7 protein-coding genes are annotated in these 14935 nt (G+C 46.4%); 5 read left to right on the top strand and 2 right to left on the bottom strand.

The annotated features are described in order from the left end of the window. Window positions 1–253 precede the first annotated feature (253 nt). The 4 genes from AAHF22_RS18890 to AAHF22_RS18875 all read left to right on the top strand — a co-directional run bounded on the left by AAHF22_RS18890 (window position 254) and on the right by AAHF22_RS18875 (window position 9257). Window positions 254–3007, top strand: a complete 2754-nt coding sequence (locus tag AAHF22_RS18890) for a DUF2357 domain-containing protein (protein WP_347326584.1) — start codon at window positions 254–256, stop codon at window positions 3005–3007. A 271-nt stretch (window positions 3008–3278) separates the two neighbouring features. Next, complete coding sequence (locus tag AAHF22_RS18885; protein ID WP_347326583.1) at window positions 3279–3662, top strand: hypothetical protein; 384 nt, start codon at window positions 3279–3281, stop codon at window positions 3660–3662. A 608-nt stretch (window positions 3663–4270) separates the two neighbouring features. Then, window positions 4271–6391 carry a glycoside hydrolase family 6 protein gene (locus AAHF22_RS18880; RefSeq protein ID WP_347326608.1) on the top strand — a complete coding sequence of 707 codons (2121 nt, stop codon included), beginning with the start codon at window positions 4271–4273 and terminating at the stop codon, window positions 6389–6391. A 1294-nt stretch (window positions 6392–7685) separates the two neighbouring features. Further along, window positions 7686–9257, top strand: a complete 1572-nt coding sequence (locus tag AAHF22_RS18875; RefSeq protein ID WP_347326582.1) for a cellulase family glycosylhydrolase — start codon at window positions 7686–7688, stop codon at window positions 9255–9257. Between the two features lie 711 nt (window positions 9258–9968). Here the strand turns inward: AAHF22_RS18875 and AAHF22_RS18870 are convergent. Further along, window positions 9969–11147 (bottom strand): hypothetical protein, encoded by a 1179-nt coding sequence (locus AAHF22_RS18870; protein ID WP_347326581.1) that lies wholly within the window; start codon window positions 11145–11147, stop codon window positions 9969–9971. Window positions 11148–11327: 180 nt separating this feature from the next. Next, window positions 11328–12218 (bottom strand): alpha/beta hydrolase, encoded by an 891-nt coding sequence (locus AAHF22_RS18865; RefSeq protein WP_347326580.1) that lies wholly within the window; start codon window positions 12216–12218, stop codon window positions 11328–11330. 563 nt (window positions 12219–12781) lie between these two features. On the opposite strand from AAHF22_RS18865, the gene AAHF22_RS18860 reads away from it, so the two are divergent. After that, window positions 12782–14629: an AraC family transcriptional regulator gene (locus AAHF22_RS18860; protein WP_347326579.1), complete on the top strand. Its 1848-nt coding sequence runs from the start codon at window positions 12782–12784 to the stop codon at window positions 14627–14629. Window positions 14630–14935: the final 306 nt, after the last annotated feature.

The raw sequence follows: 14935 nt of genomic DNA, 5'->3' as shown, positions 1-14935 counted from the left end.
ATGTCTAGGACTGTGCGAAGCAGATGTTTGTTTGATATTTCTTAGTAGGGTCTATTTTGTATAAAAGTAAGTTATCGTACCGGTAGTGTTGGCTTTGGGGGCAGACGTTTAGGCTGTATCCTATAGAGTAAGTTATCCTATCTATCAATTACAGCTACAACACTGTACGCCTATTTAACTACTTCTTAATTACTTCTTAATTATTTCAAGTTTACGTATATAGCCCCAACAATCACAACCAGGAGGTGAGCATATGAACCCGGAGCAAACGGTGCGGTTACTGCAAATATCGACGACGATTGGTGACATTTATATCGAAGGTAAGCCGTATCATCCAGCGGTGGAAGCGTTGGAGCTACATCGGCAGGAAGGGGAGTGGGTGGAAGCGCATTTGAAATGTGTCTCATTCACACCTGAAGTGAAGGTGCAGTCGATCCGGGTCTTTTCGCCACTTACGGGGGGATTGGTCGATTGGGATCGGCAGACTGCGGTATTGCCGTGCTTTTACGAGCAGCAGACGTATGAATGGATCTATGAGCGCCAGGATGATGCCACGATGCCGATTCGCTTTTACCATGTGAATCGGCATTTGCGTGAAGCGGTCACGTGGAAAGGGACGCGCATTTTGTCCGGGCTGCTTAATTTCCGCAATGAGGTTGGTTTTAGTGAGTTGGAGCTGCGGTCAGGTGGACAGCGATTGATATCGGTGGAGCTGGAGGTATTTCCGTCCAAGCTGGATTATCGGGAGGACTATGTACGTTTGTTGCAGGAAGTGAACGGGCAGATCTACAATCTGAGCTTTGACTTTTTGAAACGGACGTATCAGTCGACGACACTACGGGAGACCGAGCATCAGAGCTTGACGGAATTTTTCTCAATTATTACGCATATTTTCGATCATATGGAACGGGCGATGGAACGAATTGCCGTGCAACCGCATCATCGGATGGAGCACCATACGGAAGTGCGCAAGGCAGCACAGGCACGCAGACCGTCGCGGAAAAATAGCCAGTATTTGTCCAGCCATCCACAATACTTGGAGAAACTTGATCTGGAGCGCGGTCGAAATGGGCAGCGATCTGGAATTGATTCCAATGCTACCTATAGACAGCAGCCAAAAATCAATCCAAAGGCTATCTATAGACAGCAGACAGAAACCAATCCGAAATCTATATATGGTCAGCAGTCCGAAGCCCATTCGAATGCTACGTACAGCCAACAGTCAGGTGCTCATTCCAATGCCAGGTTAGACAGGGAAACTTCTTTCAATGCTCGTTCGCATAATCAGGTAGCAGGATCGAGATCAGCATCACATATGGATCGGAAGCATGGGAATCGACAGTCGTCTATCCCACCCGGCACCATCCCCATCGCAGGCGAAGCGTACCACCCAACCCGTCTGCTCGATACCGTCAAGCGACTTTCCTACGACACAGCGGAAAATCGCTTCTTACGCTGGATGTTAGAGCGTATTCTAGTGCGACTGGAACAGCTACGCGATCAATACGAGCAGCTGAGCCGTCCTTCGAACTATCGTAGTCGCAGCTATGATGAACAATTCAGTCTAACGGTAGGGCAAATGATTCGGCGGATGGAGCGTATGTTGAATACGGAATGGTTACGCGAGCTGACCCCCATGCGTAGTATGAGCATTAGTCTGGTTATGCAGATGGCGCCGGGGTATCGGGAAATGTATCGGTATTATTTGACCCTGCTCAAAGGATTATCGATTCAAAGCGATCTGTTGCGGCTATCGATGAAAGAAATTTCGGAGCTGTATGAATACTGGTGCTTCCTCAAATTGAATGAACTGATGGCACGTAAATATTCATTAGTCCAGCAAAATGTGATTAAGCTTAATCATGCGGGTTTATTTGTCACATTGGATCGGGGACAGCGATCACGAATGGAGTATCGTCATCCGCGGACAGGGGAGCGGTTTGTACTGTACTATAACAGTGCACCAGATCGCGCATCTTCGCCTACGCTGGCGCAGCGTCCGGATAATGTGTTATCGCTGAGCAAGCAGGATGCAGGCGAGCAGAAAACGTACAATTTTATTTTCGATGCTAAATATCGTCTCCATGTGGCGGAAGAAGGCTCGGCGTATCGAGCGATGTACAGGCAACCGGGACCGCAGGAAGACGATATTAATACAATGCACCGTTATCGGGATGCAATGGTGCATCGGATAGGCGCGTCCGCTGAACAACAGGAACGTTATGAGCGCACGATGTATGGAGCATATGTGCTGTTTCCGTATGGAGATGAGCAGCAGTATCGGGAGCATCATTTTTATAAAAGTATTCGTCAGATTAATGTAGGGGCTTTACCCTTCTTGCCGAATGCCACTTCGCTGGTGGAGGAATTTCTGGATGAGCTAATCGCAGATAGCCCGGAAAAGGCGTACCAGCGTGCGACGGTGCCGCAGCGGACGGACGAATATTATGAGGACGCGATGCAGCAGCGGCAACGGAATATGCTGGTTGGCGCTGTGCGTGGGCCGGAGCAGGTGGAGCTGGCTTTGAAGCATCGTTTTTATCATGTGCCGCTGCGTAATTTGAACGATGTGCAGGTAGTGACGCAGTTGCAATATGTCGCGATGTATCAATCCAAGCGACGCTTTGGTGCCGCAGGACAGGAGGGCATCCGCTATTATGGACGTATTACCGGCTGGCAGATTATGCGGCGCGGCGATATGACAGAGCTGAAGCCGGATGAGCGCAAGCAGGATCAGTTGTATGTGAAGTTGAATGTGGAGCAGTGGCAAACACGCACACCGGCAATTATGCCCGGCGGGCAGGGCATTTATACACTGCTGTTAACGAGCAAGTATATATTCGATCGAGCGGATGAGCTTGCCGAGCTGCGACTGGAGACAGATGAGCAGCTGACAGAGTGGCGAGAGAAGCGCCGCCAGGGCCGAGTAAAAGTAACACTGGATCAGCATTATGCCGATCTGGCAGAAAAGGTGCTGGACATCACGGTCGAGCCGCAGCCAGAATAATGAGGTATGAGGTATGAGGTATGAGGTATGAGGTATGAGGTATGAGGTATGAGGTATGAGGTATGAGGTATGAGGTATGAGGTATGAGGTATGAGGTATGAGGTATAGGGTGAAATATATAGTAATATCCTTCATGTAAGCTCAAATTAGTCCAAATGTTGAACAACTCCATAAATGACGCCCATTTTCTCCAATATCGTGTAACCGGTAGGTGTTCGTCGCGTAATAGTGGTAACAGAACATAAACGCTACGCGGCGGTGGAGGGATAGGATGAAATACTTTTTTGGCAAAGGGCGTATGATGCGCTGGATTGAGGTGCTCGTCGTCTGGATCGTGTTAGGGCGGATTTTCGGTATGATGTCGCATATGGCATGGTTTGGAGTTGCCTTGATGCTCCAATTGCTGTTTCATCAATTGTACGAACGGCAAAAAGATCTGGAGCCAGAAGCGATTAAAAAGCGTTTTGCTCTCGCGGCAGCGACGGGAGTTGTTACACTGGGCAGTATCGCCAATGCGTTCTGGGCGGAATATAACACATGGTGGTTCCAGTTATTTATGGTGTTGTTCTGGAGCTTTTGCTTTTATGGCGCAGTTCGCATGGTTCGGGAGACTGCTAAACGGCAGGCGAGTATGAAAATAGCAGACTCTATTTAAAATTAATAGTAAAATATGGAATTTATAATCGGTATAATGATCGAAAATGGTGATATTGTTCTATCGGATGGTGCTTGATCTAGCGAATAGAGTAGTGAAATGAGGAAGCTTTCACGGAGCGATAGGGATCGATCATTTAAAATATGAACGCAGGCAGGTGAATGTAAGCATTCACTATAGCGGTTCCGATACGCGATGACAAACAAAAAAGCAGATACAAAACGAGACCAAAAGGAGACTTTTGGTCTTTTTGCATGTCCGAGCCTGTTTGTTTATGAATTATTGTCGTTTGCATCGTACAAGTAGCCAGCAAGACAGCGAGAAATTCAATTTTAAAATAGAAAATATTACCATATAACAAAAACGTCCATTATTAATATAAGATATTAAAAATTGAAATTAAAATCCATATTTTAAAATATACACCAAAATTTAGATTTCATATAATCGACAGTAAAGGAGGTGATTCAAAAAGGGGTAGCAGTAAGCTGTCAGACGAAACGAAAACGCTTACTCAGAATGAACGGCTTGCTTCAAACAAATCCACAGAAAGAAAGGTGAATGGATTGAAGTCTAAAAAAGGATTGTGGCAAGGATTTAAGTACACGATGGCTGTATCGTTACTCGCAGGAAGCCTATTGCCTGCCATGACTGCTTCACCAGTTTACGCGGAATCGCATGTGGACAATCCGTTTGTCGGAGCTACAGCTTATATTAACCCGGATTATGCCAAAGAGGTGGATGGCTCAATCGCCAAAGTGACTGATACGACCCTAAAAGCGAAGATGGCTACGGTCAAATCCTATCCAACTGCCGTCTGGCTGGATCGGATCGATGCGATTGAGGGTGGATCGGCTAACGCAGGCAGACTGAGTCTGGAACAACATCTGGATACAGCACTGGCACAAAAGAAAGGCAAGACGCCGATTACAGCGATGTTCGTCATTTATGATCTACCGGGACGTGATTGCCATGCACTTGCGTCTAACGGGGAGTTACCGCTTACTCAGGCGGCTTTACAGCGTTATAAAACAGAGTATATCGATGTTATCGCCCAAACTTTTGCGAATCCTAAATATAAAGATATTCGGATCGTCAACATCATCGAGCCGGATAGTTTGCCGAATCTAGTAACGAATTTGAATGATGCACGTTGTGCGGCAGCTAATTCCAGCGGCATTTATGTGGATGGTATCCAATATGCGCTGAACAAGCTGCACGCGGTTTCGAACACATACAACTACCTGGATATCGGTCACTCCGGCTGGATGGGCTGGGATAACAACCGCACCGCGGCTGTTGCTCTGTACAAAACAGTCGTGGGTGGTACAACAGCAGGTCTGTCCAGTATTGATGGCTTTGTGACCAATACGGCGAATACGACTCCGCTGACTGAACCGAATCTGCCGAATCCGGATCTGAATGTCGGGGGACAACCGATCAAGTCAGCGAAGTATTATGAGTGGAATCCGTATTTTGACGAATCGGATTTTACGAGTGTACTGTACTCTGACTTTGTCAATGCAGGTTTCCCAAGCAGTATCGGGATGCTGATCGATACCGGACGTAATGGCTGGGGTGGACCGAACCGTCCAACGATGGCATCAGGTAGTGATATCAATTCATACGTAAATTCGGGACGTATCGATCGTCGTTCGCACCGGGGCAACTGGTGTAATGTGAGTGGTGCCGGTATCGGTGCACCGCCTACAGCTGCACCAGCTGCTCATCTGGATGCGTATGTATGGGTGAAGCCTCCCGGTGAATCGGATGGCTCCAGCTCGTTGATCCCGAACAATGAAGGCAAAGGCTTTGACCGGATGTGTGATCCAACGTACACAACACCAGATGGTGTACTGACCGGCGCTCTGCCGAATGCGCCGATCTCTGGTGCATGGTTCCATGATCAATTTGTCACACTCGTTAACAATTCATTCCCTGTCCTAACGACAGGTAGTACAACTCCACCTCCGGTAACGCCAACAGCACCAGCTGTACCGTCCGGTCTGCAAGCAACGGCTGGCGATGCACAGGTGAAGCTGAGCTGGTCGTCGGTAACGGGTGCAACAAGCTATACGGTCAAACGGGCAACCGATGCAGCAGGGCCATTTACGACAGTCGGCAGCAATGTAACGACAACGCTGTACACGGACAGCAATGTCGTCAATGGTACAACGTATTATTATAAAGTGAGCGCGACGAATGCAGTTGGCAGCAGTAATGATTCCGCTGCGGTGAATGCTAAACCAGCAGCGATTGAAGTGCCACCAACCGAACCGCCTACAACACCGCCAGCGTCTTCCGATCTGGTTGTACAGTACCGTGCAGCAGATACGAATGCGACCGATTCACAGATCAAGCCGTATTTTAATATTAAAAATAACGGTACATCCGCTGTCGATCTGAGCGCATTGAAGCTGCGTTACTACTTCAGTGTAGAAGGTGGAGGAGCGATGAGTTCGTGGATCGACTGGGCACAGGTCGGTCAGGACCATATTACGCGCACATTTGGCAATGGTTATGTTGAGCTGGGCTTCACCGCGGCAGCCGGACAATTGCAGCCAGGCGCAAGCACAGGTGAAATTCAACTGCGGATGGCGAAGTCCGATTGGTCTGCACTGGATGAAAGTAATGACTATTCATTTGATGCAACCAAAACATCTTATGCGGATTGGAACAAAGTGACATTGTATCAGGATGGCAAGCTGGTATGGGGGATTGCTCCGTAACGGATAGCAATATGAACGGACGAAAGATGTTGCTATAGTGTGCATATAAGCACAGAGCGAGTAGGCTAGCTATTAGCCCATGATATGCAGCAGAGAGCAGTCCGATTAAGGATGCAGCCGAAGTGCGTGTAACAACTTTCAAGCTATACGTTTGCACAGGAAGTGTACGTCAGAAATGATGTATGGCGGTGTGTTAGGAACGAGCATCACGATAAGGTATGATGTGTGTCGGGTCTTCCTTCCAGGTTGGTAATGAAGGGAGGCCCGATTTTGATAATAGGCAGAGGTTTTGATGATCGGCGTAGGTTGTGTCTGAAAGCTTGCTGCAACGCATGTCTCATTACCTTTGTGTGCTTGCTTTGTCAGTTGACTTTGATATAGTGAGTGCTACATGGTTGGAGAAAAAGCTTCTTAAAACGTAAACTTTAAAGCGTAAACTGTAAAACGTAAAATGTGAAACAGAAAACGTAAAACGACAATTCGGCATAAGCTGCGTTTTTCGCGTCTTTTATATCCTGTAGAGTTTGCAGATACTTCTTATTTGGTAAATGCGATCCGTTGCATGGTGACAGTCTCCATTGTTTGAGGAGCCTAAGGATGAAGCTGATCATTATATAGCGATGATGGGCAAAGTAGATGGAAATACGAATTTCGCAGTTACCCAATTCTTTTATTCGATCCCAATCCGTAATGTAGTCGTATATCCTACGTCATTGCTCGATCCTGATCGATTGCCGCAACATCTGCGTTCTTTTATTCAATTATGCTATGATAAGGTGAATATATAAGCAGTGTCGGATCGATCGGTATAAATAGTCATATAGATACAAGTAGGTATACAGGTCCAAATCGGATTTGAAAATAAAAGGAGCTTGGGATGATGAATATCGTATATTCTGTGCTGCAAGGGTTAGGGATAATCTTTGTGATCATCGCTATATTTGTAATTGTGAGTATGCTTCAACTGTTCAGACGCAACAATCGTAGATAGAATCGTAGATAGATGAATGCTGCATAAAGCTTGATGGGATATGGAGGCACAGGAGCAAAGCGCTTTATTTTACAGAGAGCGCTATTTTCCTCTGATCGGCGTGGTTGAATTTCGTAATGTTTATATTCATTTTATGGTAAAAATATATTAATTTGGTTATATGATGGATGTATACACTGTTCTTCATCAAACAAGCAATTAAAGTGGCCTAATATATGCAACTAATTTAGACACAGAATGGAGTACACATCAACACTTGAGCATGAAACAAAAGTAACTCAACGGGAAAAGGAGTGTTACGTAATGTGGATGAACTCGTGGAAAAGGTGGACAGCTGGCGCTTCGGCAGCCGTATTAGCGTTATCGCTCGGCATGTCGGCATGGTCATCGCCTGTCTCGGCAGCAACAACGCCTGTCTCTAAGCATGGTCAGTTGTCGGTAGCAAATGGGAAGCTGGTCGATGCCAGCGGTAAGCCTTTACAGTTACGGGGGATGAGTTCGCATGGAATACAGTGGTATGGAAACTATGTGAATCGCGATACGATGAAATGGCTGCGCGACGACTGGGGCATCTCGGTATTTCGGGTAGCGATGTATACAGCGGAAAACGGATACATTTCCAATCCATCCGTAGCCAATAAGGTTAAAGAAGCTGTTGCCGCCGCCAAAGATCTCGGTGTATACATCATTATCGATTGGCATATCCTATCCGATAATGATCCGAACATCTATAAAACACAGGCGAAAAGCTTTTTTAGCGAAATGGCCGGCTTATATGGTAACCTGCCAAATGTAATCTATGAGATTGCCAATGAGCCAAATGGGGGCGTAACGTGGAATGGACAGATTCGTCCTTACGCACTAGAAGTGACACAAACGATTCGTGCCAAAGATCCGGACAACCCGATCATTGTAGGTACAGGCACATGGAGTCAGGACATTCAAGATGCCGCGGACAATCAGTTGCCTGATAAAAATACGCTGTATGCACTGCATTTCTATGCAGGCACGCATGGACAGTATTTGCGTGATCGACTGGATTATGCGCTGGGGAAAAAGGCAGCTATTTTCGTTACTGAATGGGGAACAAGTGATGCTTCTGGTAATGGCGGACCGTATCTGTCTGATTCAAAAACATGGATCGATTTCCTGAACAGTCGTGGTGTCAGCTGGGTGAACTGGTCATTGTCAGATAAAACAGAAGCATCGGCAGCACTGTTACCAGGTGCAAGCTCAACGGGTGGCTGGAGTACGAATAACCTGACGACTTCCGGTAAATTTGTACGTGAGCAGACTCGTGCAGGCAGCACCAATCTGGATTCGGGCACGACACCAGATCCAGGGACTGGTAGTGGCGGTAGTGGTAGCGAGCCAGGCAATGGTGGTGGAACCACCCCTTCTGAGCCATCCAATCCGACCAATGGATCGCTGGTGCTGCAATATCGCAGTGCCGACAATAATGTCGCTGACAATGCGCTGCGTCCTATTTTCAAAATTAAAAACAATGGCAGTACTGCGGTGAAATGGAGTGATCTGAAGGTACGCTATTATTTTAATAATGATGGTAAATCCGGTGATCAGACATTTATCGATTGGGCAAATATAGGTGGCTCCAATGTAACAACGACATCGGCAGCGGTAACTAACAGCACGGCGACAGCGAATCGTTATGTAGAGTTCTCGTTTAATAGTGCAGCCGGTACTATTCCGGCAGGCGGCCAGAGTGGTGAAGTCCATGCGCGTATTCACCCGACTGACTGGAGTAACTATGATGAAAGTAACGATTATTCGTATGGTAGCACTTCATTTGGTGATTGGACTAAAATGACGGTGTATGAGCAAGGGAAGCTTGTATGGGGCGTGGAGCCGAAGTAACCGTTATGGATGAAATAAATGGCTGCAAAGTGCTTTATAGGTTGCGTTAGATATGAAGTGGGATACAAAGTGATCGGTAGAGATACCGAATATGAAATAGATGCAAAGCGATCGCTAGGGTGTACCGAATACGTAGTAGCGGCAAAGTAATTCGGGAGTTGTATCGGGTATGAAGTGAACGCGAAGTTCTTCATAGGTTGCATTAGATATGAAGTGGGATACAAAGCGATCGCTAGAGCGTACCGAATACGTAGTAGAGGCAAAGCGATTCGTGAGGTGTATCGACTATGAAGTGAACGCAAAGTGCGCGGTGAATTTTAACAGATACCAAATGGATGTACAGAGGTCAACGGGTTAAAGCGAACGAATATGGAGTAGCTAGCGAATGAGGATTACGAGTACATTTGTGTGATTCGTGCGAGGAATATAGCGCAGTGAACTGAACAAAGCAAAAAGACATATACCCTTAATGTGGTATATGTCTTTTTATCATGTGCAGCAAGATCGGAAAAGAGCAGAACCAAAGATAAACGATCTGATCGCTATGACATGCTACTTTACACCGACACTATACAACCTGATCGATTAAAACTAGAGTGTACGCAAACTCGTATACATGTGTAAGTCAGTTCGTCCCTTGATTGCTTACTAGAGTAATGTGTCTCCCAGCAAAACAGTTTGCGTACACGCTCTAGTATTGACCGTTCGGAATTAAAAGCTCTGCATCGAACTAAGCTTGCCGTTCCAGAAGTACAGATAGTTATGCCGGTAAATCCATTGCTCATACGTCAGATTTGACGATTGATATGTATTGTAATCAGACGGTACACCCCATGAGAGGATGACCTGTTCGCGCGTCATGCCTGCAAATACTTCATTCGCAGTAATTGCATTCCACACCTTATTGCTCCATTTGTAAACAGAACGCGGATTTTTAACAAAAATGCGGTCTTTTAGCATATCGGTCACATCAAAATGAGGCTCCAGCTCGAACGCGTACAGATTATTGTTCGTTTTGCGCACGACTGCACGAATTGTATTATCGTCTTCGATTTGAAAGCTAACAAAGGTTAGTTTATCCAGATGACCAATCTTCTCCACCTGGATGGTGCGGTTATCGTACCAGATCGTTTGGCCGCGGAGTTCGTTTTGAGCCTGGGTTAGAGCAGCTGCCAGTACAAAATCGAATGCTGCATAATTGCTGTTCAGATGAATCTCTGCGCCGCCCGAATTGCGTGCCGTTATATAGTAGATCGTGCTGCCCGGATCATACGCTACATCGGTGATCCAATAGGAACCTGGCTCGCGAAACGGATAGATTTTCTGTCCGAGCAGTGGGCCTGCACCAGCTGGAAGCTGGCTAATATTCGCTAACACTTTAGCAGAATTGGCTTCTCCTTCATCGGTTGTCCAGACGAATAGTGTGTAGGCGCTGGAAGCATAGCGTCCGTCCAGTTCGCTGATCGCGAGCAACGTTTTGTATTTTACATAAGTCGTGCCTGCATAGACAAAAGAATTCGCACTATTGATCGTTGCATTGCCACGACTGCCGGTCAAGCTGAGCGGACTGCCATAATTTACAGTAATGCCAGGGATACGATCCAGTTGTTTTACCGGAATATACAGTGTATCGCTATTCATCAGCTCTGCCAGTTGCGGCATAATTTGCAGTTCGCCGTTTACGTACAGGGAAACGGAGTGGTATGTATTACCTTTTGTATCTGCACTTGCGGATGGTATGAAGCTGGAGTAGGCAATGCATACGAGCAGAGCGGCGAATACAACAGCTAGCGGACGAAGCCAGTTTTTAAAAGTAAAAAAATGGTGCTGCTGCATAGCATCCGATGAAGCTTCATAGTAATGCGGGTCAATCTGTGAACGTGTGGACATGCAATATTCCCCTTTTCTATACTATCTCTCTATAGTTGCAGACGTGTCATGATCGATATCGTTTCTGCAATCTATTCCTAATATCGGAAAATATGGAGTCATTATAAAGGGATATTGCAGATCGGGTACACAGCTCAAAGGTATAATGTCATCCGGTACAAATAAAAGGAGCGTTCCCGTTTATAACGAAGCCGTGCGCAGGGCAGCGCTAATCATAGACGGCACGACCGAGCCGTGATTTTCCTCTGGATATTCGCGGAAACGTACATGAAGTCCATATGCCTCCAGTCCGGACAGACGTTCTGCGAGTGTGCGAGCATTTTGCAACATATAGAATGGTGCTGCACATTCCAATTCGCCCGCTACGATGAGCAGATGATGCGGATCCGTCTGTGCCTGTTCTCGGTGCTGCTTTTGTATAGTGTGAACGAATTGCTGTTCTTCATCGGCAATGAGTGGCTGTGCCCAGTGTAGCGATGGACTGGCTGCGACATAATTGCGAAACGATTGCGGAGAGCTAAATAGTGCATGCAATGTAAACAGACCTCCAAACGAATGTCCCAGCAGTGTCTGGTGAGCCTGATTCACGGGTAAACGGCATTCAATCTCTGGTTTGAGCACCTGCTCGATAAATTGTAAAAACAGATCAGCTCCACCATGAGCCGGCCACGGTTGTCCATCTCGCGAAGCAGGCAACTGTTGCGGTGGCACAGGCAGCGTGTAATCAAAATGCCGTTCCGGTGAATTAGGCAGCTCTGACGGATAGCCAATCCCAACAATAATCGAAGCAGTGGCGCCTGTCTTTTCGGTACGACGTGATTGAGAGCGCTCTGCTTCCAGCATCGTAGCAAATAAATAATGCCCATCCAGCATATAGATAATCGGATAACCTTCCGGTGGAGGCGGCGCATCCGGCAAGGAAACGAGAATACGGTAGAGTCTGCCTTCAGCAGATGTGAGATCAAGTTGCATCGTTCCCCTCAGACGAACCTCAGTCGAGGAAATTAGTTGTCGTTCGGATGGGGTAGGATTGGGATCATTCGCATGCTGTGCATGATGTGAAGTATTCATCTATGTAGTACCTCCTGGTTAGCTATAAATGGTGAATATGCAAACAATACGTGTGTGATTAATATGACGATCGTAAAGCTTCTATAAAATAGAACATTAGTATAGATACGAGTATAGATGCGCGATGATGGTCACTTTCCAGCATAACGACTATATACTGCAACGACCATGCACAATATACGCTTCATTCATGGACAAAGATTGGAAAAAATCTCACTTACGTTGACGTTACAGGCTGGAAAGGGTACAGTTACGGATAGAGATTAATGAGAATTATTATCATTTATAAAATGAATACTGGTGATTTCGAGACGGCTAGAGCTTGAAATAGATGGATTACAGATCGAGTGAAGATCAAGTTTAGATCCAATGTAGAACAAGTACAGAACAATCACAGATCAATTACAAACCCAATGCGAATGGTGCATATGCAGGAATACAGACAAAGCACAAACAGTATATAGACGCTCACTACAATGACAGCTTTCTTTATAAAATAGCGGCTTATCTATTCATAAGGTATTGGATACAAGTGATCGTTTTACGTAAGGAGGACATACACAATGAAACACATACAACAGCAGGTACACTCTACACCGATATCAAGTACAACAAAGCCCCATCCTGCAACAGATCATACGAACCTGTTCAAGTACAAACCGTTTATGCTGCAAGAGCTGGACGAGTATGTATTTCGCATCCGTGATGTGGAGAAAATACGCGGCAAAGGCGATTTTCGGCTACCCCAGCAATATATATCTACTCACACATTACTCATTATTGCGGAAGGTAGTGGATTGTTGACGCGTGAGCATGAACGGGTACGTGTTCAGTCGCAAAGTGTGTACTGGTTTGCACCAGGCAGTACATTAGGGCTGCGTTCATGGGGACGCAAAGGATTGAGTATCTATTTGCTACGTTTCGATTGTTATCGTGAAACGAACGCTGGTCAGGAGCTGGTCCAAGAGCAAGCAAGCCTACGTGGAAACGAAGAAAAAGGTCGCCAACAACCGCAGGAGCATGATCACCCGAACACATATATGAAGCGCAATAGCGAGCCAGCACAAAGTATGGACGAGATGCAAGGCGGCAAAGATGAGCGTATTCAGACATGGGACTGTCCGATCTCCGGCACATGGCTATTACCGATCTGCGAGGAATTGTATACCCACTGGCATGCTGAAACCACAGGAAGTCGAACACGGGCAAATGGACTCTTTTTACAATTATTATGTGATCTGCATGGGCAGGAGCAAGTGGAAGAGGGAGACGCCAGCATGAAGCTGCAACGAACGCGAGTATATATCGAGCAGCATTATCGCGAGCCGTTAACATTAGAGCAACTTGCTGAGATGGCAGGCTTAAGTCGAAACTACTATGTAAGTCTGTTTAAAAAGCAATATGGCGAAAGTGTGGTGCATTATATCACCCATCTGCGGATGGAACATGCACGCCGCTTAATGGCGAATCCTGAGCTACGTTTGCGTGATATTGCTCATCAGATAGGGTACAATGATGAATTTTATTTTAGCCGCAAATTTAAGCAAGAGACAGGCATTACACCATCCGCCTATATTCGCAATCATACACGTAAGCTGGCTTCGTACGATCCGATTACGACCGGATATTTGTTGGCGCTTGGCGTGATGCCGTATGCTGCACCCCTACATCCTAAATGGACGGCACATGATGAAAAGCGTTACGCTGCCAATATTCCTGTCCATCTAAATGTACAGCGTGCTACGATGCACTGGCAGAACAATCTGGACATTTTGCGTCGCTGTGCACCGGAATGGATTATCGCACCCGATCATATTAGCGATCATGAAAAAGAGCTGCTCCAGCAAATTGCCGAAGTGTATTATATCGATAGTAGTGCTCGCACATGGAAACAACAGCTATTTCAGCTCGCTACCACCTTAGGTTCGCAAGCAGAACAAAACGCTAAAGTATGGCTCAATGAATATCACCAACAAGTACAACCGATTCGTGAGCGGCTGGAGCAAAGTTGGATGAAGCAACAGGAGCGAATCGCTTTTGCACGCTACTGGAAAGGGAATTTCTATTCCTGCTATTTTTCCGAAGCTGCCTATATGCTACGCGATGATCTAGGCATGTCATTATTACATTTGACCCCGGATGAAGTAGAGGATGAAGGCATGCCGCTCTCTGCGGAACATCTAGCTAAACGAAACATCGATCGCCTGCTCCTGCTCGTATGCCAGGAAAGTGAAACGTTACAACACTGGCGCGAGCTACAAAGCGATTCGATATGGCTTTCCCTACGAGCCGTACAACAACAAACTTTACATGTACTCCCTTCCGACCCGTGGCGTGACCGTTCCCCCGAAGCCTACAAGCGCATGGCGTTGGATCTGGATACACGGCTTCAACAAACATTGAAACGTTAGATAACAAGCTATAATGTGGCGCTAAATGAATGTTTATTGAAAGGGAGCAACTCCCATTTAGGAAGATGGATTTCTTTTTGTTCCGTCGGTTCGCCCTGACTCAAGTTCGCTCTAAGAGTGTATCGGAGGTTAAGGTGCAGATCGGCGGCATTTTGCTTGCGCATACCTTGGAGAAAATAGGGGCATTCAAGATGAAATCGATCTAACACCATAGATAATGTAGATGAAAAGCCATCCAGTTCAAATTGTACTCAAATAAACACTAGAGATTAATGCTCACCAGCACTTCAATACGGATGCGACAAG

The sequence above is a fragment of the Paenibacillus wenxiniae genome, assembly GCF_039822605.1.
Taxonomy (GTDB): Bacteria; Bacillota; Bacilli; order Paenibacillales; family Paenibacillaceae; genus Saccharibacillus; species Saccharibacillus wenxiniae.
Note: the sequence above shows the minus strand (reverse complement) of the source record. Positions and strands in the feature narration are given on the sequence as shown.

Bases quoted from the DNA above. Each gene is read 5' to 3' on its own strand.
- AAHF22_RS18870 (WP_347326581.1), bottom strand. From the start codon at position 11,147: ATGTCCACACGTTCACAGATTGACCCGCATTACTATGAAGCTTCATCG.
- AAHF22_RS18865 (WP_347326580.1), bottom strand. From the start codon at position 12,218: ATGAATACTTCACATCATGCACAGCATGCGAATGATCCCAATCCTACC.
- AAHF22_RS18885 (WP_347326583.1), top strand. From the start codon at position 3,279: ATGAAATACTTTTTTGGCAAAGGGCGTATGATGCGCTGGATTGAGGTG.
- AAHF22_RS18875 (WP_347326582.1), top strand. From the start codon at position 7,686: ATGTGGATGAACTCGTGGAAAAGGTGGACAGCTGGCGCTTCGGCAGCC.
- AAHF22_RS18860 (WP_347326579.1), top strand. From the start codon at position 12,782: ATGAAACACATACAACAGCAGGTACACTCTACACCGATATCAAGTACA.
- AAHF22_RS18880 (WP_347326608.1), top strand. From the start codon at position 4,271: ATGGCTGTATCGTTACTCGCAGGAAGCCTATTGCCTGCCATGACTGCT.
- AAHF22_RS18890 (WP_347326584.1), top strand. From the start codon at position 254: ATGAACCCGGAGCAAACGGTGCGGTTACTGCAAATATCGACGACGATT.